Source organism: Staphylococcus argensis, assembly GCF_002902305.1.
GTDB classification, from domain to species: domain Bacteria; phylum Bacillota; class Bacilli; order Staphylococcales; family Staphylococcaceae; genus Staphylococcus; species Staphylococcus argensis.
Genome location: NZ_PPPX01000001.1, coordinates 281,183 through 300,541 on the forward strand (window position 1 = coordinate 281,183; position 19,359 = coordinate 300,541).

The 19,359-nt window shown below is 36.4% G+C and carries 23 protein-coding genes and 1 pseudogene; 14 read left to right on the plus strand and 10 right to left on the minus strand.

Going from position 1 to position 19,359, the window contains the following annotated elements; genetic code table 11:
• Complete coding sequence (locus CD039_RS01365; RefSeq protein ID WP_103370830.1) at positions 1-1,002, plus strand: gluconeogenesis factor YvcK family protein; 1,002 nt, start codon at positions 1-3, stop codon at positions 1,000-1,002.
• Between the two features lie 33 nt (positions 1,003-1,035).
• Positions 1,036-1,980, plus strand: a complete 945-nt coding sequence (gene whiA, locus CD039_RS01370; RefSeq protein WP_002472940.1) for a DNA-binding protein WhiA — start codon at positions 1,036-1,038, stop codon at positions 1,978-1,980.
• 130 nt (positions 1,981-2,110) lie between these two features.
• On the opposite strand, the gene CD039_RS01375 is transcribed toward whiA, so the two are convergent.
• Both CD039_RS01375 and CD039_RS01380 read right to left on the minus strand, forming a co-directional pair.
• On the minus strand, positions 2,111-2,887 hold the full coding sequence (locus CD039_RS01375; RefSeq protein WP_103371578.1) for an AraC family transcriptional regulator: 777 nt from the start codon (positions 2,885-2,887) through the stop codon (positions 2,111-2,113).
• 21 nt (positions 2,888-2,908) lie between these two features.
• Positions 2,909-3,481 carry a LysE family translocator gene (locus CD039_RS01380; RefSeq protein ID WP_103370831.1) on the minus strand — a complete coding sequence of 191 codons (573 nt, stop codon included), beginning with the start codon at positions 3,479-3,481 and terminating at the stop codon, positions 2,909-2,911.
• A gap of 153 nt (positions 3,482-3,634) precedes the next feature.
• On the opposite strand from CD039_RS01380, the gene CD039_RS01385 reads away from it, so the two are divergent.
• The 6 genes from CD039_RS01385 to sdaAA all read left to right on the plus strand — a co-directional run bounded on the left by CD039_RS01385 (position 3,635) and on the right by sdaAA (position 9,467).
• Positions 3,635-4,111: a MarR family winged helix-turn-helix transcriptional regulator gene (locus tag CD039_RS01385; RefSeq protein WP_103370832.1), complete on the plus strand. Its 477-nt coding sequence runs from the start codon at positions 3,635-3,637 to the stop codon at positions 4,109-4,111.
• A gap of 253 nt (positions 4,112-4,364) precedes the next feature.
• Positions 4,365-6,005, plus strand: a complete 1,641-nt coding sequence (locus CD039_RS01390; protein ID WP_103370833.1) for an alpha-keto acid decarboxylase family protein — start codon at positions 4,365-4,367, stop codon at positions 6,003-6,005.
• A gap of 260 nt (positions 6,006-6,265) precedes the next feature.
• A complete protein-coding gene (locus CD039_RS01395; protein WP_103370834.1) occupies positions 6,266-6,466 on the plus strand; it encodes a hypothetical protein in 201 nt (66 codons plus the stop codon).
• 356 nt (positions 6,467-6,822) lie between these two features.
• Positions 6,823-7,857 (plus strand): PTS sugar transporter subunit IIC, encoded by a 1,035-nt coding sequence (locus CD039_RS01400; protein WP_002472907.1) that lies wholly within the window; start codon positions 6,823-6,825, stop codon positions 7,855-7,857.
• Positions 7,858-7,874: 17 nt separating this feature from the next.
• Positions 7,875-8,552 carry a serine dehydratase beta chain gene (locus CD039_RS01405; protein ID WP_103370835.1) on the plus strand — a complete coding sequence of 226 codons (678 nt, stop codon included), beginning with the start codon at positions 7,875-7,877 and terminating at the stop codon, positions 8,550-8,552.
• A gap of 15 nt (positions 8,553-8,567) precedes the next feature.
• Positions 8,568-9,467: an L-serine ammonia-lyase, iron-sulfur-dependent, subunit alpha gene (sdaAA, locus tag CD039_RS01410; protein ID WP_002472928.1), complete on the plus strand. Its 900-nt coding sequence runs from the start codon at positions 8,568-8,570 to the stop codon at positions 9,465-9,467.
• A 344-nt stretch (positions 9,468-9,811) separates the two neighbouring features.
• Here sdaAA and CD039_RS01420 read toward each other — a convergent pair whose 3' ends face one another.
• Entirely contained in the window at positions 9,812-10,651 is an 840-nt protein-coding gene (locus CD039_RS01420; protein WP_103370837.1) for a DUF4887 domain-containing protein, read from the minus strand.
• A gap of 227 nt (positions 10,652-10,878) precedes the next feature.
• Here CD039_RS01420 and CD039_RS11810 point away from each other — a divergent pair, with 227 nt between their 5' ends.
• Entirely contained in the window at positions 10,879-11,043 is a 165-nt protein-coding gene (locus CD039_RS11810; protein ID WP_167386214.1) for a hypothetical protein, read from the plus strand.
• A 155-nt stretch (positions 11,044-11,198) separates the two neighbouring features.
• Entirely contained in the window at positions 11,199-12,095 is an 897-nt protein-coding gene (locus tag CD039_RS01425; protein ID WP_103370838.1) for a TIGR01777 family oxidoreductase, read from the plus strand.
• A gap of 138 nt (positions 12,096-12,233) precedes the next feature.
• On the opposite strand, the gene CD039_RS01430 is transcribed toward CD039_RS01425, so the two are convergent.
• The 6 genes and pseudogenes from CD039_RS01430 to CD039_RS01460 all read right to left on the minus strand — a co-directional run bounded on the left by CD039_RS01430 (position 12,234) and on the right by CD039_RS01460 (position 17,266).
• A complete protein-coding gene (locus CD039_RS01430; protein ID WP_103370839.1) occupies positions 12,234-13,151 on the minus strand; it encodes a hypothetical protein in 918 nt (305 codons plus the stop codon).
• A gap of 919 nt (positions 13,152-14,070) precedes the next feature.
• Positions 14,071-15,108: a tyrosine-type recombinase/integrase gene (locus CD039_RS01440; RefSeq protein WP_103370841.1), complete on the minus strand. Its 1,038-nt coding sequence runs from the start codon at positions 15,106-15,108 to the stop codon at positions 14,071-14,073.
• A gap of 111 nt (positions 15,109-15,219) precedes the next feature.
• Positions 15,220-15,792: a hypothetical protein gene (locus CD039_RS01445; protein ID WP_070503149.1), complete on the minus strand. Its 573-nt coding sequence runs from the start codon at positions 15,790-15,792 to the stop codon at positions 15,220-15,222.
• A 97-nt stretch (positions 15,793-15,889) separates the two neighbouring features.
• A pseudogene (locus CD039_RS01450) lies at positions 15,890-16,441 on the minus strand (Ltp family lipoprotein).
• 15 nt (positions 16,442-16,456) lie between these two features.
• Positions 16,457-16,921, minus strand: coding sequence for an ImmA/IrrE family metallo-endopeptidase (locus CD039_RS01455; RefSeq protein ID WP_103370842.1), 465 nt, complete (start codon positions 16,919-16,921; stop codon positions 16,457-16,459).
• Positions 16,922-16,933: 12 nt separating this feature from the next.
• Positions 16,934-17,266, minus strand: a complete 333-nt coding sequence (locus CD039_RS01460; protein WP_070503146.1) for a helix-turn-helix domain-containing protein — start codon at positions 17,264-17,266, stop codon at positions 16,934-16,936.
• Between the two features lie 160 nt (positions 17,267-17,426).
• Here CD039_RS01460 and CD039_RS01465 point away from each other — a divergent pair, with 160 nt between their 5' ends.
• From CD039_RS01465 to CD039_RS01475, 3 genes are read left to right on the plus strand one after another with little or no spacing between them, the layout of a single operon-like run.
• Positions 17,427-17,618 (plus strand): helix-turn-helix transcriptional regulator, encoded by a 192-nt coding sequence (locus CD039_RS01465; RefSeq protein WP_070503145.1) that lies wholly within the window; start codon positions 17,427-17,429, stop codon positions 17,616-17,618.
• Between the two features lie 53 nt (positions 17,619-17,671).
• Positions 17,672-18,409: a phage antirepressor KilAC domain-containing protein gene (locus CD039_RS01470; protein WP_103370843.1), complete on the plus strand. Its 738-nt coding sequence runs from the start codon at positions 17,672-17,674 to the stop codon at positions 18,407-18,409.
• Between the two features lie 14 nt (positions 18,410-18,423).
• Positions 18,424-18,723 (plus strand): DUF2829 domain-containing protein, encoded by a 300-nt coding sequence (locus CD039_RS01475; protein WP_240595017.1) that lies wholly within the window; start codon positions 18,424-18,426, stop codon positions 18,721-18,723.
• A gap of 13 nt (positions 18,724-18,736) precedes the next feature.
• On the opposite strand, the gene CD039_RS01480 is transcribed toward CD039_RS01475, so the two are convergent.
• Complete coding sequence (locus CD039_RS01480) at positions 18,737-18,961, minus strand: hypothetical protein (RefSeq protein WP_049408449.1); 225 nt, start codon at positions 18,959-18,961, stop codon at positions 18,737-18,739.
• Positions 18,962-19,016: 55 nt separating this feature from the next.
• On the opposite strand from CD039_RS01480, the gene CD039_RS01485 reads away from it, so the two are divergent.
• On the plus strand, positions 19,017-19,328 hold the full coding sequence (locus CD039_RS01485; RefSeq protein WP_049408574.1) for a DUF771 domain-containing protein: 312 nt from the start codon (positions 19,017-19,019) through the stop codon (positions 19,326-19,328).
• Positions 19,329-19,359 lie beyond the last annotated feature (31 nt).

The following is a 19,359-nucleotide window of genomic DNA, read 5'->3' on the forward strand; positions in this document are numbered from 1 at the left end:
ATGAAACGAATCAAACTCGTGCTTATCGGCGGCGGGACTGGATTATCAGTGCTCGCGCGTGGGCTTAAGCAATTTCCTATAGATATCACGACAATTGTAACAGTGGCAGATGACGGCGGAAGTACCGGGAAGATTCGAAGCGAAATGGATATTCCTGCGCCCGGAGATATTCGTAACGTCATTTCTGCCTTAAGTGAAACGGAACCTGTACTCGAACAGCTCTTCCAATATCGCTTTGAAGAAGATCAAGTTGAAGGGCACTCGTTAGGTAACTTGCTCATCGCTGCTATGACGAACATCACAGATGATTTCGGACATGCAGTGAAAGAATTGAGTAAGATTTTAAACATTAAAGGGCAAGTGATTCCGTCTACCAATTCAAGTGTGAGCTTGAATGCTGAAATGGATGATGGTGAGGTCGTTTACGGAGAGTCTAATATTCCGAAGAAGAATAAACGCATTAAACGTGTGTTCTTAGAGCCTGAAGATGTAGAACCAATGAGTGAAGCCATTGAAGCGATTGAAGAAGCGGATCTTATCGTTCTTGGGCCAGGCTCACTTTATACGAGTGTGATTTCCAATCTTTGTGTCAAAGGTATTTCTGAAGCGCTCGTAGACAGTTATGCGCCCAAATTGTATGTCGCTAATGTGATGACACAATCAGGTGAGACGACGCATTACACAGCGATGGATCACTTACAAGCGATTCATGACCACGTAGGCCAAAATTTCATCAGCTATATGATTTGTGGTGCTCAAACCTACAACGATGAGGTGCTTGAACGGTACGGTAAAGAGAACGCTGAGCCTGTCACTTGTGATATTGAGAAGTTAGAAGCGGCAGGCGTCGAAGTATTCTCAAGTGAAGATCTTGTTGAAATTTCGTCAGAGCATTACGTGCGTCATAATACGAAAGTATTGTCGAAGATGATTTACGAAATTGCTCTGCGTGAGACAAGTACGATTGAGTTTAAAAGGGATAAAAATCGCAGAAATCATTAAGTGAATACGTAGATTAGAAAGGTTGTCATAACGATGAGTTTTGCATCTGATATGAAAAATGAATTAACGAGAATTGAAGTCGATGAAGCGAATGCAAGAGCAGAACTGAGCGCGTTGATTCGTATGAACGGTGCACTCTCCCTTTCTAATCAACAATTTATCATTGATGTACAAACGGAGAATGCGACAACTGCGCGCCGAATTTACTCGTTAATTAAAAAGGTCTTTAACGTAGAAGTCGAAATCCTCGTGCGTAAAAAGATGAAATTAAAGAAAAATAACATCTATATTTGTCGAATTAAAATGTTAGCGAAGAAAATCCTCGATGACTTGTGCATCTTGCGTGATGGTATGTTTATGCATGAAATAGATTCAGCGATGACCGATGACGACGAAATGTGCCGAAGTTATTTACGTGGAGCATTTCTGGCAGGAGGTTCCGTCAATAACCCTGAAACGTCCTCTTATCATTTGGAAATCTTTTCACAATATGAGACACATTCAGAAGGCTTAGTGAAATTAATGAACCACTATGGACTTAATGCTAAATATCTCGAGCGTAAGAAAGGTAGCATCGTCTACTTGAAAGAAGCGGAGAAAATTTCAGACTTCCTCAGTCTAATCGGTGGCTATCAAGCGTTATTGAAATTTGAAGATGTGCGTATCGTACGAGATATGCGTAATTCGGTGAACCGCCTCGTCAATTGTGAAACGGCTAATCTCAATAAAACTGTGAGTGCAGCGATGAAGCAGGTTGAAAGCATACAGCTCATCGACCAAGAAATTGGCTTAGACAATTTGCCGGATCGTTTGAGAGAAATTGCGAAATTACGTGTACAACATCAAGAGATTTCATTGAAAGAATTAGGCGAAATGGTGTCTTCAGGTAAAATATCTAAGTCCGGCGTTAACCACCGTTTGCGTAAGTTAAATGAACTTGCAGATAAGATTCGTAGTGGCGAAACGATTGAGATGTAGATAGAGGGCAGGTAGTGGTCAAACGCAAGAAGTCACCTGCTCATAGCTAATAAATATGCAGATAGATAAAAAGCGCTTTTCAACTTTGATTATTTGAAAAGCGCTTAAGTTATTGATGAAATTTCCTGTATTACCTTAATTTTGACATGAACTGATAGGCTGTGACGCCATAACAATACTTGAAACATTTATTTAAATGAGTAAGATCCACGAAGTTGCATTCAGCAATGGCCCAATACACATCTTTATACGTCTCGATAATTTGCTTAGCACGTTCAACTTTGTAATTAATATAATACTGATGCGGAGTTAAGCCGGTCTGTTTTTTAAAGAAACGGATAAACTGATATTTAGACATTTCTAAAGCTTGGCTCAACTGCTCCAAATTCAACTTCTCATTATAATGTTGTTTAATCATTTCTATGGCTAACTTTGTCTTCGCGTTATCAGCTCTTGAAGACGAAGATATCGCTTGTCTAGGAAACTGATCTATTAAATCTACAAACCGTTCATGACACTCGGCTTCAGAATGGTCATAAAATATTGCTTGCCACAACTTAATGATGCGATCTGAAACACGAGGATTGTAAATGATTGGAGTCGTAAACTTCACATTTGTGGTCCTACCCAATGCTTCTCTCAGCATCGCAGGCTTGATATATAACATAATGTATTCTAAACCTTGAGCATCATACGATTGGCCATCATGTGTTTCTTCAGGGTTAAATAACATCACACCACTCGTGTGAGAAAGGTGATGCGTACCACCTAAATGATAGGATTGCAGCCCACGCAATGTCACGCCCATAGCATATTCTTGGTGTGCATGTTTCTTATATCGAAAGTCATCTAAATATGCATGCATCGCAGTTATCCCAACTGCATTTTTATACTTAAAATGATTCATCTTCAACCATCGCCCCTCATATCAAAGCCACACGATTACAGCAGCATAAATGAGAAATACTGCCATCACAATTGTAACTGCCATCTCGTGGCGCTGTAGAAAGCGTTGAAGCAAAGCGCCAAATACTACCCACAAACCGAAAGAGAAGACACCTATAAGTGTAATGATAATAATAAATAAGCTAATCATCGGAAATGTGTGATAGGTGCCGAGTACAAAGGATGGGAGTACCGTAAGTGAAAAAGTGATGACTTTAGGGTTTAAAAATTGTAATAAATAACCTGATTTAAAGCTCCCTTTGTTTGTTGGCTCATCGCTACCGTGAGATTTAAATAATAAGTAAACTAAGTATAGCATGTATAAGCTACCGATGACTTTCATGACTGTCATCACTGGAGGCAAATACTGAGCAAACAAGCTGTTAATTAGCGCTGATAGAACGAGTAAAGTGAAGAATGCGAGTGAAGCGCCATATGTATATTGAATGCCTGCACGACGACCTTGTGACTTAATGGTGTTCAATATATCTAGATTCGTGGGACCCGGCGTCCCCGTGACGAGAAAGGTATAGAAGACAAATGACAAGATATTCATCCCACAATCCCCCTTTGTAAGCTGAAGTGTTGCTCAAGTATAAAGCATGTTACAATGGCTCTGATAGTACAAAATTGCGCAATAAGCTAACTAGATATTTGTAAGAATATTGAGATATTGAATGGAATGAAATGAGGAAGGATAGTATGCATTATGGCTTCAAGTAATAATGATTATGAGAATTTATTGTTCTACTTTGCCTATAAGACATTTATAAATACGGCAGATGAAATTATCGAAGCGTATGGTTTGAGTCGCCAACATCATCGCTTTTTGTTCTTTATTGAAAAGGTCCCAGGTATTACAGTGAAGAATTTATTAAAAAGCCTTGAAATATCAAAACAGGGGAGTCATGCGACGTTGAAAAAATTAAAAGATAAAGGCTTAATTCAAGAACAACAATCTAGTAAAGATCGTCGTGTGAAGCGTTTGTACCCTACAGAAGAAGGGACAAAGCTCGTCAAAGAATTGAATAAAGCGCAAAATGATTTATTTAGCGAAATTCAAGAACGTGTGGGTACAGACTGGTATGCGATTATGGAAGAATTTGCATCTTATCGTTCTGGTTATAAAGAAATTAAACATTTAAAAAATCAACACGAATCTGACCACGAAATCAATGAAGAATAAAGGCCACCACTAAAGTGCCTTTTTTTCTTCTGCATTACCCTCTTTATATTCGTAACGATCATTTTCAAATTTCCGCCCCAATATTTGAGATTGAAAAGACTTTTAAGAGGGTAAAAAGAGACTAGTATCGTAAAATGTCGCCATACAAAGTGACGTACGATAGAAAAATTTTTACGCAAATAGGTCAACTTAATTGACCTTTAATATAGACCGATTTATCCTAGAAGTAATCAATCGCAAAGGAGAAATGGAAATGAAAAGACGTGTAGGACAATATTTAATGGACTGTATTAGTGAATTTGGTGTCGAAACAATCTTTGGTGTTCCAGGAGATTTCAACCTTACATTCTTAGATGATATTACTGAAAGAGACGATATGAAATGGGTAGGTAACACAAATGAGCTGAACGCAAGCTATGCTGCTGACGGTTATGCTCGCATGCACGGAATGAGTGCGATGGTTACAACGTTTGGTGTAGGTGAATTGAGTGCGGTTAACGGCATTGCAGGTGCATACGCTGAACGTGTACCAGTCGTTCAAATCACAGGCGCTCCAACGCGTTCTGCAGAGCAAGCGGGTGCTTATTTACACCACTCATTAGGTGAAGGTAGCTTTGATGACTACCGTCAAATGTACGAACCGATTACAACTTCTGAAGCGTATATTACGCCAGAGAACGCACAAACAGAAATTCCACGTATCCTGACTGCAGCTTGGACGGAGAAACGTCCTGTGCACATCCACTTACCAATTGATGTCGCAGGAGAAGAAATCGAAGTAACAGAAACGTTTAAACACCCTCGACATCAAGATAGCGACGTTTCAGATCTTGTCGAAGCGGTTCAAAGTCACTTGAAAGAAGCGAAACAACCGGTCATACTCACTGGTCATGAGATCAACAGTTTCAACTTGCACGATGCGTTAGAACAATTCGTTAACCAAACGCACATTCCTGTAGCGCAACTTTCTCTAGGTAAAGGGGCATTTAACGAGGAAAATCCTTACTATATCGGCATGTATGACGGCCAAGTGGCTGAAGAACAAATTAAAAAATATGTAGATAATAGTGACTGCATCCTCAATATCGGGGGTAAACTCACTGACTCAGCAACAGCTGGCTTTAGCTACGAATTCGATTTAGACGATGTCATCACAATTAATCACCGCAATTTCCAAGCAGGAGAGACAACAAGTCAAGATGCGCATCTTATCGATTTAGTACATCAATTGAAAGATATCGATGTTCAATTTGATCTTGATTATCCTCAATACGAACGTCCATCTGAAGAAGTGCAAGTTTCAGATGACGCTTTAACACAAAAACAATATTTCGCGATGTTACAGCAGTTTATCAAAGAAGATGACGTACTTCTCGCAGATCAAGGGACATCATTCTTTGGTTCATACAACTTAGGCTTAAGTTCAAATAACATGTACATTGGCCAACCACTTTGGGGTTCAATCGGCTATACTTTACCAGCAACGTTAGGCTCACAAATTGCTAACAAAGAACGTCGCAACGTACTGCTCGTAGGTGAAGGTGCTTTACAACTTACAGTACAAGATATTGCTGTCATGATGCGTGAAGACATTAAACCTGTGTTATTCGTTATCAACAACGATGGTTATACAGTTGAGCGTAAAATTCATGGTGAACGTGCACCATACAATGATATTACACAATGGAATTACACAATGTTGCCTGAAGTTTTCGGTGGCAAAGATCAAGTAATGACTCATAAAGTGGATACAAGTAAGCAATTACAAGATGCATTAAATCAAATTGATGAACATTCAGATCGTATGCACCTTGTAGAAGTTAAAATGAATATTGACGATGCACCAGAGAAATTAATTAAATTAGGTAAAGTCTTTGCGAACCAAAATGGCTAAGTAGAATGAATAGTACTGCCTTAGCGATAATTCAATAAAGAGCAACTGTACCCCGCTACACATTGCTGAGAATGCAATCGTTGTAGTGGGGTATTATATTGCGCACACTTCTTTATACGAATGTATGTTCGTGTTATAGTTAAGACATCTCATAATACTTACGAAGATGGTTTGCTTTGACACCACATTACATTAAACATTAACGGGAGTTTAAATAGATGAATCCTCTATAACTTAAGTGTGATAAGAGGAGGGACAAAGTGAAGCAGACAGATATTCATATCGATTGGCAGAAAGAATTTCAGGAGTTTCAAGAGATCTTAAATAGTGGCTTGCATCCTGAGTGGCTATATAGTGCGAAAGCGAATTTAATTCTCACACCAGCTTATACAGGTGAGGGTAAGCAATATTTCTTCACTGCAGATATTATTAAGGCAACCGAAATTATTCCTTTCTTCTAAAGGTATGTATAAAGAATATTTTGAATACGCAACGTTTTGTAATAGCGTCGAGTAGCTTAACTATTAGTTTTCTCGGCGTTTTTATTTTTGTTTAAAATTCTGTCACAATTTATAAAAGTACATAATATTAAGTGTGTATACCTTTATTTTTTTGAAAGTCAATAACTATTTTATGTCTTTAAAAGGCGCCATAAAAGGATTTTAAAATTACTTGTGAAAAACTTCACAATATTGACAACAATTATAAACATTTACTGTTGTAAGTGCTTTCTTAAAATAATAGAATATATATGCAATGAGAGATTAATATAATACAAAGCAATATTATATTACTTTTGGAAAAGAGGTTATGGGAAATGGATATCGTTTTAGGGATAGGAACGTTGCTTGTCGTACTATTGGCGATGACATTATTTTTAAACTTTGCGCCATTTGGTAAAGAAGGATTACAAGCACTCTCGGGAGCTGCTTGTTCGACAATGCTACCACAAGCGTTTCTTAGTTATGCATTAGGTGAAATCTTTCATATTACATTCTTAAAGGATATTGGTGATTTAGCTGGGAGTTTAACTGGTGTCGCAGTTGGTATTCTAACTTGCTTAAACTTAGGCATATCACCAGTTTTTGCTGTTATCGTAGGTTTAGTACTTAAGGACTTCCAATTATTACCTGCGTTCATAGCAGCGTATTTAGTTGCGTTTGGATTGAAATATATTCAGAAGAAAGTACCAGAAGGATTAGATTTAATTGTAGTTATCTTACTCGCACCGGCAATTGCTTACGGAATTGCTAAGCTCATTAGCCCAGGAGTAATTGCTGTACTACATCAAATCGGTAGTGCGGTTACTGCAGTAGGTCAGAACAACCCTTACGCATTAGCTGTCATCCTTGGATTAATTATTCCAGTAACGGGTATGACACCACTAAGTTCAATGGTATTAGCAACATTGCTTGGATTGACAAGTACACCAATGGCGATTGGTGCTATCACTTGTATGGGTGCATCTTTCGTCAACTTCGTGCTCTTCAAAGAGCTTAAGATTGGCGGCCCATCTAAAGCATTCGCCGTTGCCATTGAACCGTTGACACAAATAGATATCATAGCGAAGTATCCACTTCAGCTCTATGGTACAAACGCTATTATTGGCGTAGTCAACGCAATTATTGTTACAGTGAGTGGGTTGGTTCTTAACACTCCAGGTATGGCTACACCGATTGCAGGCCCTGTCGTTTTATTCGGCTTCAACGAGCCTGTTAAAATAGTTATTACGTTAGTAATCGTTGCAGTTGTAAGTATTATATTAAGTCTTATCATTGGTAAGTTAATTAAAAAACTTAACTTGTCTAAACTCAACTTCAAAACGCCTAAATTAAATAAACAAGCAAATTAAGGAGATGTAATGTCGTTATGGCACGCACACAAGATTTTAAAAGTGCATTTGATATCATCGGACCAAAGATGATTGGTCCATCAAGTTCACACACAGCAGGTGCAGTCAAAATCGGTAACGCATTAAGAGAAGTCTTACAACATGAACCAGAGAACTTAGAAGTACATTATTATGAATCATTTGCAGCTACACACCAAGGACATGGTACAGACTTAGCAATCGTTGGTGGTGCGCTTGGTTTCACAACATTTGACGAGCGTATTCCAGAATCAACAAAGATTGCTGAGAAAGATGGTATCAAAGTCGATATCATCGAAGAGTCAGGTCACAGCTTAGGTGAACATCCTAACTGTGCATTGCTTAAAGCAGATGCTGGTGATCGTCACGTTGAGGTCAACGGTATCTCAATCGGTGGGGGAACAATCAAGATTAAGAGTATCCATGTGAATGGATTATGTATCTTAATGAATCACGGTTTACCAATCTTAGTTATTGACGGGGATTCAGATATTGCATCAATCAACCACCTTATCAACGATTTAATCGATAAAGACGTAGACATTAACGAAGAAATCAAGACAATTCATAAAGATGGATGCTTACTTGCACTTCATCTCAACAAAGATATGAAATCTGACTTGCTAGAGCAAATGCGAGACAAATACAGTAACTTGAACTTCTCATACGTACATTAGAAAGGGTGTATTTACATGTTTGATACGATGCAAGAAATAATAGAGTATGCAGAACAACATCAAACAACATTCGCTGAAATGATGATTCAACAAGAAATGGATAGACAAGAAACTTCTAGAGAGGACGTTCGTGAACAGATGAAGACGAACCTAGAAGTTATGCGTGACGGCGTAAAAAGAGGGACTACTGGAGAAGGCGTTAAAAGTGTAACGGGCTACACTGGTCAAGACGCTATTAAACTCCAAAAATATCGTGAAGAAAATCATGCATTAGCGGGCAATGAAATGATGGACGCTGTCAAAGGTGCCGTTGCAACTAACGAAGTTAACGCAGCGATGGGTATTATCTGTGCCACACCAACAGCAGGTTCGTCAGGTACGATTCCAGGCGTTATTTTTAAACTTGAAAAAACACATGACTTAACTGAAGATCAACTTATCGACTTCCTATTTGCTTCAGCACTTGTAGGTAAAGTTATCGCTAATAACGGTAGTGTGGCAGGTGCGACAGGTGGTTGCCAAGCTGAAGTAGGTTCAGCATCAGCTATGGCGGCAGCAGCTGCAACACAAGTTACAGGTGGCTCACCACAACAAGCAGGTCACGCAATGGCCTTAGCAATCAGTAACTTACTTGGTCTTGTATGTGACCCAGTAGGTGGCTTAGTTGAGATTCCATGTGTTATGCGTAACGCAATCGGTTCAGGTAACGCATTAATTTCTGCCGACCTTGCACTCGCTGGCGTTGAAAGTCGTATCCCAGTTGACGAAGTAATTGAAGCTATGGATAAAATTGGTCGTAACTTACCTTCTTCTCTTCGTGAAACTGGTATGGGTGGCTTAGCCGGTACACCAACAGGTCAAGAAATTAAACGTAAAATCTTTGGTGAAGCTGAAGAAAAAAGTAAATCTCATTAATTAGTAAGATAAAGTCAAAGTAAGAGAATGTTATAATATTCAGAAAAAATATTGCAAATTTGCACCCCATCCACTAAAATATCCTTAAAGGGAGTGGATGGGGTGTTTATTAAATTTGGATTTCTGTGTATCTTATTAGTGATTAGCAGCATGATAACAATGTATTGGACACATGAGGGGACGTGGCCAAATCGACTTTTCAAATCATTCTCGTTAAGTATAATTATTGTGTTTTTATATCACTATTTAAGATTTTTGATAGATTTAAACAAAAAGAGAAGCTGATCCTCATTTCTTCTTTTGAAGTATGGGGACCAGCTTTTTTGAGTGCTGACGCATTTCGATTATGAATTGTCTTGTTGGTCATTGTTTTGAGCGCTGCGATTAGAATTTGACTGTTGGTTCTGTTGACCTTGTTGTTCTTTTTGATGTTGTTGCCACAATTGGTTTTGACGACGAGCAGCTCTTGTTTGCGCATCTTGTGCATGAGATTGATTCTGTTGTGCGCCGTTTTGACTTGAGCCGTTATTGTTTGAATTGTTGGCATTGCTAGAGTTGTTAGAGTTGCCGTTATTTTGACTACTGCTGTTATCAGATTTAGGTTGCTGTTGTCTTTGTTGTTGTTTATTAGCCTGTTGTTTTTGTTGAGCATTATCTGAAGCATTATTGTCTTTATTAGAATTTGAATCTTTTTGGGATTTGTCATTTTTATCTGAAGTTGATTTCTTAGGTTTAGGATTATTTGTTTTTTGTCGGGCTTGTTGATTTTGCTGAGCTTGTGGTTGGCGTTGTTGCTGTCTTTGTTGCGTTTGCTGTTGTGCATTATTGTAGTTGGCTTGAGCGTTGTTATTTCGCTGGTCTTGTACTTGACCATTTTGGTTAGCTGATTGATCTTGTTTGTTTTTTTCCTTGTCTTTATTGCTGTCGTGATCTTTGTCTTTTTTCTTATCTGAGTCATCTTTGTCCGCTTTTTTATCTTTCTGCTGTTCTTCTTTGTGCTTATCAGCCAAACGTTCTTGCCCTTTGTTCGAATGATCAACAAAGGCGAAAATCGCAAAGGCTAAGCCACATAATAGAAGTAAAACGATAATAGTGCTGACTATCTTAGCACCTGTACTCATTTTCTTCTTTGTTTCTCTTGTCAAATTACGATTTTGGTCTTTGTGTTGTTGGCGATTCGACATTCATTTTCCCCCGCTTTGGTATAATTACTAATAGCAAGATTGCCAGTTGCGCTACGTCTTAAACGTAAATCTGCTTAATATAGCTATTTGTCATCTAAATTTAATGAAACTGATTTCTTAAAGATATTAATATAGTTAACTTAATAGTAAGCTAAACATAAGATGACTTTCAACTTCTTTGTATAAATCAATAGTTGCTGATAATAAATAATAGAGAAGGTGAGTAATTGAAGTTATTTTTCGAAGAGCATGACCAAAATCAACGTAAGTCTTTACGTAAAATGATGAAAGTACATGACGAACAAGAAACTCCGAGTCATAAATGGGTTCCGTACCTCATAGGTGGTATTATTCTCATCATTGCAGGTAGTGCCTATTATTTATTCGGTTAAAAGTGAAGCGCATATATCAATCACTCAAAGTAAGTTGTAGAGTATAATGACGTTAGAGTTGATGTTTGACTTTTACCTTACATAACAGAAGTGTTTTCCATAATAAAGAACGGGAATTATAAAATAATGAGTAGAAAGATGAAAGAGGTGTTGTTATGCAACGTTACCTATTTACCGGCGGAACTGGAATGGTCGGTTCAGCGATTGTAGAACGCGTGAAAGCACAAGGCCACCACATTACGATACTCACGCGTCAAGATAAAGAGAGTCACGATGCACAAATCGACTATATTAACTGGTCTAAGGACGGTTGGGAGCAACAAGTACCTGACATTGATGTCGTAGTTAACCTTGCTGGTGCGAGCTTGATGCAACGTTGGACGAAAGAGAATAAACAATCCATCATGCTCAGTCGTATGAAGAGTACTGAAGCGCTATATGAGCTATTTGCGAATCGCAAACAACGCCCTGATGTGCTGTTTAATGCGAGTGCAGTAGGTGCCTACCCACCTGATACGAATTACACTTATACAGAAGAATACCGTACGTTACCATTTGATTTCCTATCTGACGTCGTTTATCAATGGGAGCGTCATGCACGTAAATTTGAAGCGTTAGGTACACGTGTCATCATGGGTCGTTTCGGAATTATCCTTTCTGATCAAGGTGGATCACTGCCACTCATGACGATGCCTTATAAATACTTTGTAGGCGGTAAACTAGGTTCTGGTCGTCAATGGTATTCATGGATTCACATCGACGATCTTGTACGAGGTGCGCTACATGTTATTGAGGATGATAGTGCAGAGGGCGTGTTCAATATGACCGCGCCGATGCCAGAACGTCAGAACTTGTTTGGCTATACGCTAGGTCGTGTGATGAATCGTCCTCACTACACTTGGGTGCCTGCTATCGCGATGAAAGTTGTGATGGGTCAAATGGCTACGGTTGTGTTAGATACGCAAAAAGTGTTGCCGAATAAATTACAAGCACACGGCTTTAACTTTAAATATTCTAACTTGAAAGTAGCGCTAGAAGATTTATTAGGATAAAGTGTAAAATTCGGTAGGTTGAACGGAGACGATTCGCTATATTAGTTGTGAAAAAAGCTACTTCCCTGTGATTAGTGGGGAAGTAGCTTTGTGTTGTATTGAGGAAGTTTTAAAATTAAAATTGGTTAGTTTTGAGTATTAGTTATTCTCGTCTGCGCTATTTTCAATTTCTTGAGTAGAATCGCTTTGTTGGGAGTCATTTTGGTTGGCGTTTTCTTGTTGGGAATCTTCTTGGGTGTCTTTATTGGAGTTAGGCGGCTCATTTTTATTTTCTTTATCGTCGTCCTCAGCTGTAGTGTCATTATTGTTATTTTGTTTATCATTAGTGTCCTCTGAGTTGTTTGGGGCTTTGTTTGGTTCCTCTTGGTTACTAGGGTTTGATTTATTTTTATTTTCGTTGGAACTATTAGTGTTTTTCTCATCATTTTTAGAATTAGAAGTGTTGTTATAGCCAAGTATTTCATCTACTTTTTGTTGATTATCTATTCCTCCTTTTTCTGAAAAAGCATTAGGATGTTGATTTGCATACTTTTTAATCTTGTTGTATTCATTTGGTTTGTATTTCTTAATTATGTCGTCATCAAGTTTATTCACTACGAGAGATGTACGTAGATGATTTTCAGCTCGCTTTCTTTCTTCGTCTTCACTATTGTCATTTTTGACAGTTACAATTTCTCCACTTGAACTATCTATTATAGCTAAACTTTGTATTGGATATCCTGTAGCATCTTTCCAAGGAAAAGAAACTTTATATTGTGTATTACTGCTACGTTCACTATCATATTTAAAATATTCGCGAGGATAAACTGATTTATATTTATTATACGCAATCTGCTCAGCTTTCTCTGGAGTAATTCTTTCGTTTGTAGTACTTTGGTCGTTAGCTGAATTTTCATATTGGTTATTATTAGTATCTTTATTATTACTTTCTTTTTTATCCGCCTTTTCTTCTTTTTCGTATGACTTATTTTGGGAAGAACTTTTATCATCGTCATTTCCGCCACAAGCTCCTAATACGAATATACCAGCTAAGGTTAATGCCAATAACTTTCGCATTATAATACATCCTCCTAAAATATTATTTTTAATAGTTCGATTAATTATATTTTAGCATTAATAGTAAGTTGTTGAGAATGAGGGTATAAAGATTAAGTGAGAAGAATAGGATTTAACCAACTTAAACAACAGGTGGTAGGATGATAAATATTTGATAGGAAGCCATGAAACTCTCATTTTACACAAACAAAAACCGACATCATCAGTCTCATAGGAACTGATAATATCGGCTTCAAAGTGTAATTACATCTCATAGATAAAAATGCTAGTAATCGCAATAGTAATACGACTATCAGCACTCATCAAACAACTTAGAATCATTTACTTCGGTGTACTAGACCGGAGAAACAACCAAGATAAGTAATCATCTACTATATGCCCCGATTAAATTCGGGGGTACCCTTTTCAGTTGTTATTATTATAGGCACATATACTGATTTTATCAAGTGATTAACGAATCACTTCAATAACAAGGACGTAAATCTTATAAGAGAAACAATTAAAAAACGCCTTGAAAGCGATATAAGTGGCTACCGTATTTATAAAGAAACAGGTATTTCTCAGAGTCGCATCTCTAATTTGAGAAACGGTCGCTATAAATTAGATAATTTAACATTTGCTAACGCAGAGAAACTCTATAATTACGTCATTCGATTTAATATAAAATAATAGACGGACAACAAGCGAATAACGTAATTTTAAAAACGCCAAAATGTTGTTCGTTTTTCGACCAAAATTTTAAATCGTATTTTTGTGTATTTGCACAGACATAAGAAAACCCCCGTTAATACGGGGGTTGAATCATTTGAGATAAATATATTTTTACGCATTTTTACATAGATACCTCCTCGAAGGGAACTTACGTACCTTGTAACAAAGGTGTTTATAGGGTTTGAAGTCCCTAACGGGTCCCTAAAAATCACATTTCACTTAATGCTTCTACTGCTTTATTATCTTCTTCAACAAATTTCTCTTCTAAAAGATGAGAGTATATTGAAGTAGTTATTGATATATTTTTATGTCCTAATCGCTTGGAAATGTAATAGATAGATATACCTTTCGCTAGTAAATAAGAACAATGAGTATGTCGTATAGCATGTGAAGTTATCGGTGTAATACCTAATTTAATGCACGCTTTTTTTAAAGCTTTATTAATAGCATTTGAAGTTAGAATTACGCCACCATGTTTAAATATATAACCATCATAGCTAATAATCATATCGTCAATAACACTAACTATATGTTGCATATCTTTTTTAGCGATAGTAACGTATCTAGGCGATGAATCTGTTTTATGTTCGTCAATGTATATTTGATTTTTAATTTGATCTATATGTTGCACTTTCATATACTTAACTCCACTAATACGACAACCTGTACAAATCATGATATATAGAGCTAATCCTGAACGTGAATCAGAATTTTTGAAATGCTCTTTAAGCGCTTCATACTCATAGATAGTGACATATTTTTCACTTTCTTTTTTTGTTTCTTTACCTGCTTTGTAATTCACTTTATAAGTGGGGTTCTTATTAATCAATCCATCGTATATAGCATCATTCAATGCAGAACGAATTACGCCATTAGTTTTACGTATTGTTTCCTTAGCGTGATTTTTAGAAAAGTCATTAATAAATTTTTGATATACTTGTCTGTTTAAATCTGTAAGCCTCATATTACCTATTTTATGATTTTTTAAATGTTGTAAAGTAAATTTATAATGACGGTAAGTAGTAGGTGCCACTACGGGTTCTTTATAAGTTTCGCACCAATTTCTAAAATAGTCTTTTAACGTCAAGGCACTATCGAAATTATATCCTTGACGCAATTCATTCAATTTATCCAGTCCTGCTGAATTCGCCTCACGTTTAGTTTTAAAACCTTTCTTTCGATAACGTTTCCCTTCGTATTTGAATTCGTATTGCCATTTTTTGCCATCATAACAACGTGTTCGCATACTGTCCCCCCCTTAAAAAAAGATAAAAAATAATAAGGGAAGCGACAACGACTCCCCTTATTGGTGTTTTCTCACTTTCATTAACTGATTTTTTTCGGTAGATGAGGAGTTCTATTGCTTTTGATCGGGGTTATTGTCTTGAGAATCACTTCTCTGTTTTTCTTCATGACCTTCAGACTCTTCATTATTGGATTTATCTTGTTGTGGCTGTAGCTCCTCGGGTGTCCTACATCCTCCGACAGTACAAACTGTGCCATCAGGTTTAGTGTAGCCTACCACATCTCCGTTACCAGGCGCTTGGTACCAAGTATCGCCATCTGTATCAACCATACCATCTACGCTTTGACCACTTTTTAGTCTATGTTGCATTTGACTTTTAGTTAAATAATGATTTGATTGTTGATTGCTTGTTTGTTGGTTACTTGTTTGTTCTTGATTTTGTTGAGGAGATTGTGGCTGTGAGTTTTGGGATTGATTATTATCTGTTTCGTTTTGATTTGTAGATTTTTCTGTAGCAGATTTTTCCTCATTCTTTTCTTTCTTGTTATCAGCTTTCTTTTGTTTATCTTTCTTTTCTGCTTTCTTATTTGTTTCCGTCTTATTATCCTTATCTTTATGTTCTTCTTGCCCACACGCTGCCAATACTAAAAAACTTGATAAAATCAAAACTAAAAACTTCTTCATTTTACATTCTCCTTATTCTTTATTTTTATATTTAAACATCCTCAACGGCTCAATCGTAATAGAGTAAAGTAAAAGGGTACTAAGTACCCTTATTGTTTTATTTATCTAAATGATCCACTGCATATTGTGCCTCTTCTTCAGTGAATTTATCCCCCGCATCAGAAATTAATTGATTATAAATTGAGTCTTTCGACATGTTCTGGTCTTCTTGATATGATTTAGCACTTTCAAGAGCATTCTTCTTATAATCTGCTTTTAAGTTATCTACTGCGTACTGCGCATCTTCCTCAGAAAATTTGTCCCCCGCATCAGACGTTAATTGCTGATAGATACCATTTTTAGACATATGCATTGTATCTGCATAAGTTTTAGCAGAGTTTAATGCAGCAGTTTGTTCTTTAGTAGCATTTTTATCTTATTTAACTTCAGAACTCTCTTTATTAATATTTTTATCTACTTCATTAACAAAAGTTCCAGTACAAGCAGTTATACCAATAATTATAAGAATTAGTAGGACTAGACAACCACCACAACCAAAAAGCCATCCTTTTTTCTTTTTAGCTTTTTCTTGTTGTTTGTACTCTTCGAATTGTCGAATTTGTCTTTCCAACAATTCTTCATTTGTTAAATTTGAAACATTCTTAGACATTTAAATATGTCCCCCTTAATTAATATTTTTATATTTAAACACACGTAATGGTTCAAACTGAATTAAGTAAGTTCCATAATGTATGTGAATACCATGTTTATTTCTGTAATGTTCCAATATTTCTAATACGTGCTCTTCACTTAATTGAACATATTGAGCTAGTTCATATAAGTTACTTACACCGTAGTGATATGCCTCAACGATAATACGTAAGGGTAGTGCAGCCTCGTATCCGTGACGTTTAGCATAATTTTCAAACTTGCGGTTAATCCATTTAGATTGGTCTAATATGTTACCGTATGTAAGTTTATGATGTGCGAGTTCTTCGTATAGCACTTCGGCTTTGCGTGTTTCGGATAGATTTTTATCAATAAGTATAACACCGTTATCATAAAAACCTTCAAAACCCCCTTTTAAAGCAATTCCATCATCAATAGGAATATGCTTATTTTTAATAACTAAATTCTCGTACAGTGACACAGAAATCTCCCCTTAATTATTGCGATGTGCTTTTCTTACTAATTCAGCGTACTTTCTAATTTCAGCTAATTCTTCTTCTGTAAAATCACCGTCTAAATGTGCGGCAAGTGTATCTTGTTGTATTTCCTTTTTCCCTTCTGTAATTCTTGATTTAGATACATTAAAGTAATCTGCAAGTTGTTGGATTCTTTTTATACGTGGATATTTAGTTTGTTGAATCCAATTTGAGACCGTAGGTTGAGTTACTCCAATAGCTTCAGCAAGTTCTTTTTGGTCGATATTTCTTTCTTTCATAAGTTCTTGTAGGTTTTCAGATAATTTTTTTCTAACGTTGTTATTTTCCATAATTGTCTCCTTTAATATTACTTAATGTAATATTAATTTACCACAACTAACATTACTTTACAATACTTTTTATAACTTTAATTGAAAAAATATAACTTTACCCGTTGACAAGTAATTTAAAGTAATATAAAGTTATACGTGTGAAAGAGAGGTGAACAACATGCCAGAACAACTAACAGTTAGAAAGTGGAGATTGATTAGAGATTTAAAGCAACAAGAAGTAGCGGATATTTTAGGAGTAAATCCTAAAACTGTCGGACATTGGGAAAAAGAAGAAACTAATTTAAGCAATGTTACAGTTTATGCTTTAGCAAAGTTATACGATGTAGAAATTGACCAAATTAAAGTATAAAAAATTTTACTATCTATATAACTTTTAATAACTTTTAAAAGGAGGTTAATTAATTGAACGAATTACAAACAAATAATGATATTGGCCAAATGTTCAACATTCATGAAAAAGAAAATGGAGAGATCGCAATAAGTGGTCGTGAATTACATGAAGCACTAGAGATTAGAACAGAATATAAAAAGTGGTTCAGTAGAATGACTGAATATGGTTTTGAAGAAAATATCGATTACACAAGGGTGACCCAAAATTGTCTTACCCGAGGTGGATATCAAAATATAACTGACCACGCACTCACACTAGACACTGCAAAAGAAATTGCAATGATACAAAGAAGTGAGCCAGGTAAAAGAGCACGACAATATTTTATTCAAGTAGAGAAAGCGTGGAACAGTCCAGAAATGATAATGCAACGTGCTTTGAAGATTGCTAATGAAACTAAGTTGCAACTTGAAGCACAGATCGAAAAAGATAAACCTAAAGTTTTATTCGCAGATTCAGTTGTTGGCAGTCAAAGTTCAATTTTAATTGGCGAGTTAGCTAAACTACTCAAACAAAATGGTGTAAATATTGGGCAAAACAGACTGTTCGAGTGGATGAGAGAAAATGGTTATCTCATAAAACAAAAGGGTGAGAATTACAACTTACCTACACAACGCAGCGCAGATTTAGAAATCATGGATATTAAGAAACGCACAATCAACAATCCAGACGGTTCGAGTCAAATCACACGTACAACAAAAATCACTGGTAAAGGTCAACAATACTTTATAAACAAATTTTTAGCGGAATAAAGGAGGGGCAAACATTGAACATTCAAGAAGCAACAAAGTTAGCAATGGAAAAAGGTAAATCTATTTATAGAAAAGATTTAAGAAATGAAGGTTTAAGAGGAGAAATATTACCCACAAACGACGCGTACCACGGAATGCTGTACACCATCCCAGATAAGAAGTCCTATAAGCAAAGATGGCAACCAATGGCAGAGGACTTAATATCTGATGAATGGCATGTTGTAGGAGAAAAAACAATGACAGAAAAAATCAAAGGATTAGAAGTAGATTTAGAGATTCAAGAAAACAAACAAACGCCTACCAAAAAACAGTAGACGCTTTGAACAATTATTTGAGTAAACCGTTGTCGGATAAACGCTCTAGCGTATCAGCAAGTAGGGTTGCTGAATAACTAGTATTAAGTTCGATTATATAACTAAATAATGCGTTTATATCGACATTCCCATCAAAATCTGTAATTTCATCCATCTTGGAATCAATTTCTTCTTGAGTGAAGAACTTGGATTGGACATGATTAACAGATTCGATAACTATATCTTCATATTTTGACATATATATTACCTCCTCATAAGGAGTATAGCAGAAAAAATAATAAGGAATGATTACTATGCCACAAACACTTAATGTATCAGTACCAATTCCAGACACACACGTACTCATCGCAAAAGAAGAATACGAAGAGTTATTCAATTACTCTTTGGATCCTGTATGGGACTTAAAAGACTTGAAAAAGAAGTTGAAGATGTCGTCTGACGACACTATAAAAGACAAATTACTATTCAATCCTAAATTCGAAAAAGTCTTGAAGAAACAAGGCATAGCTCACTATCCAGATGAAAGTTTTAACAGATGGAGATTCAACGCAAGAAAGATGAATAAATTCATTGATGAACATTTCAATGAAATACACAGCAAATAAAGGAGGTGATGAAATGAAGTATCTATTGGCA

Excerpts from the sequence above, each read along its gene's own strand:
- CD039_RS01380 (WP_103370831.1), bottom strand. The coding sequence starts at position 3,481 with ATGAATATCTTGTCATTTGTCTTCTATACCTTTCTCGTCACGGGGACG.
- CD039_RS01460 (WP_070503146.1), bottom strand. The coding sequence starts at position 17,266 with ATGGAAAATAACAACGTTAGAAAAAAATTATCTGAAAACCTACAAGAA.
- CD039_RS01480 (WP_049408449.1), bottom strand. The coding sequence starts at position 18,961 with ATGTCAAAATATGAAGATATAGTTATCGAATCTGTTAATCATGTCCAA.
- CD039_RS01485 (WP_049408574.1), top strand. The coding sequence starts at position 19,017 with ATGCCACAAACACTTAATGTATCAGTACCAATTCCAGACACACACGTA.
- CD039_RS01440 (WP_103370841.1), bottom strand. The coding sequence starts at position 15,108 with ATGCGAACACGTTGTTATGATGGCAAAAAATGGCAATACGAATTCAAA.
- CD039_RS01465 (WP_070503145.1), top strand. The coding sequence starts at position 17,427 with ATGCCAGAACAACTAACAGTTAGAAAGTGGAGATTGATTAGAGATTTA.
- CD039_RS01390 (WP_103370833.1), top strand. The coding sequence starts at position 4,365 with ATGAAAAGACGTGTAGGACAATATTTAATGGACTGTATTAGTGAATTT.
- whiA (WP_002472940.1), top strand. The coding sequence starts at position 1,036 with ATGAGTTTTGCATCTGATATGAAAAATGAATTAACGAGAATTGAAGTC.
- CD039_RS01400 (WP_002472907.1), top strand. The coding sequence starts at position 6,823 with ATGGATATCGTTTTAGGGATAGGAACGTTGCTTGTCGTACTATTGGCG.
- sdaAA (WP_002472928.1), top strand. The coding sequence starts at position 8,568 with ATGTTTGATACGATGCAAGAAATAATAGAGTATGCAGAACAACATCAA.
- CD039_RS01420 (WP_103370837.1), bottom strand. The coding sequence starts at position 10,651 with ATGTCGAATCGCCAACAACACAAAGACCAAAATCGTAATTTGACAAGA.
- CD039_RS01385 (WP_103370832.1), top strand. The coding sequence starts at position 3,635 with ATGGCTTCAAGTAATAATGATTATGAGAATTTATTGTTCTACTTTGCC.
- CD039_RS01405 (WP_103370835.1), top strand. The coding sequence starts at position 7,875 with ATGGCACGCACACAAGATTTTAAAAGTGCATTTGATATCATCGGACCA.
- CD039_RS01365 (WP_103370830.1), top strand. The coding sequence starts at position 1 with ATGAAACGAATCAAACTCGTGCTTATCGGCGGCGGGACTGGATTATCA.
- CD039_RS01445 (WP_070503149.1), bottom strand. The coding sequence starts at position 15,792 with ATGAAGAAGTTTTTAGTTTTGATTTTATCAAGTTTTTTAGTATTGGCA.
- CD039_RS01430 (WP_103370839.1), bottom strand. The coding sequence starts at position 13,151 with ATGCGAAAGTTATTGGCATTAACCTTAGCTGGTATATTCGTATTAGGA.
- CD039_RS01375 (WP_103371578.1), bottom strand. The coding sequence starts at position 2,887 with ATGAATCATTTTAAGTATAAAAATGCAGTTGGGATAACTGCGATGCAT.
- CD039_RS01425 (WP_103370838.1), top strand. The coding sequence starts at position 11,199 with ATGCAACGTTACCTATTTACCGGCGGAACTGGAATGGTCGGTTCAGCG.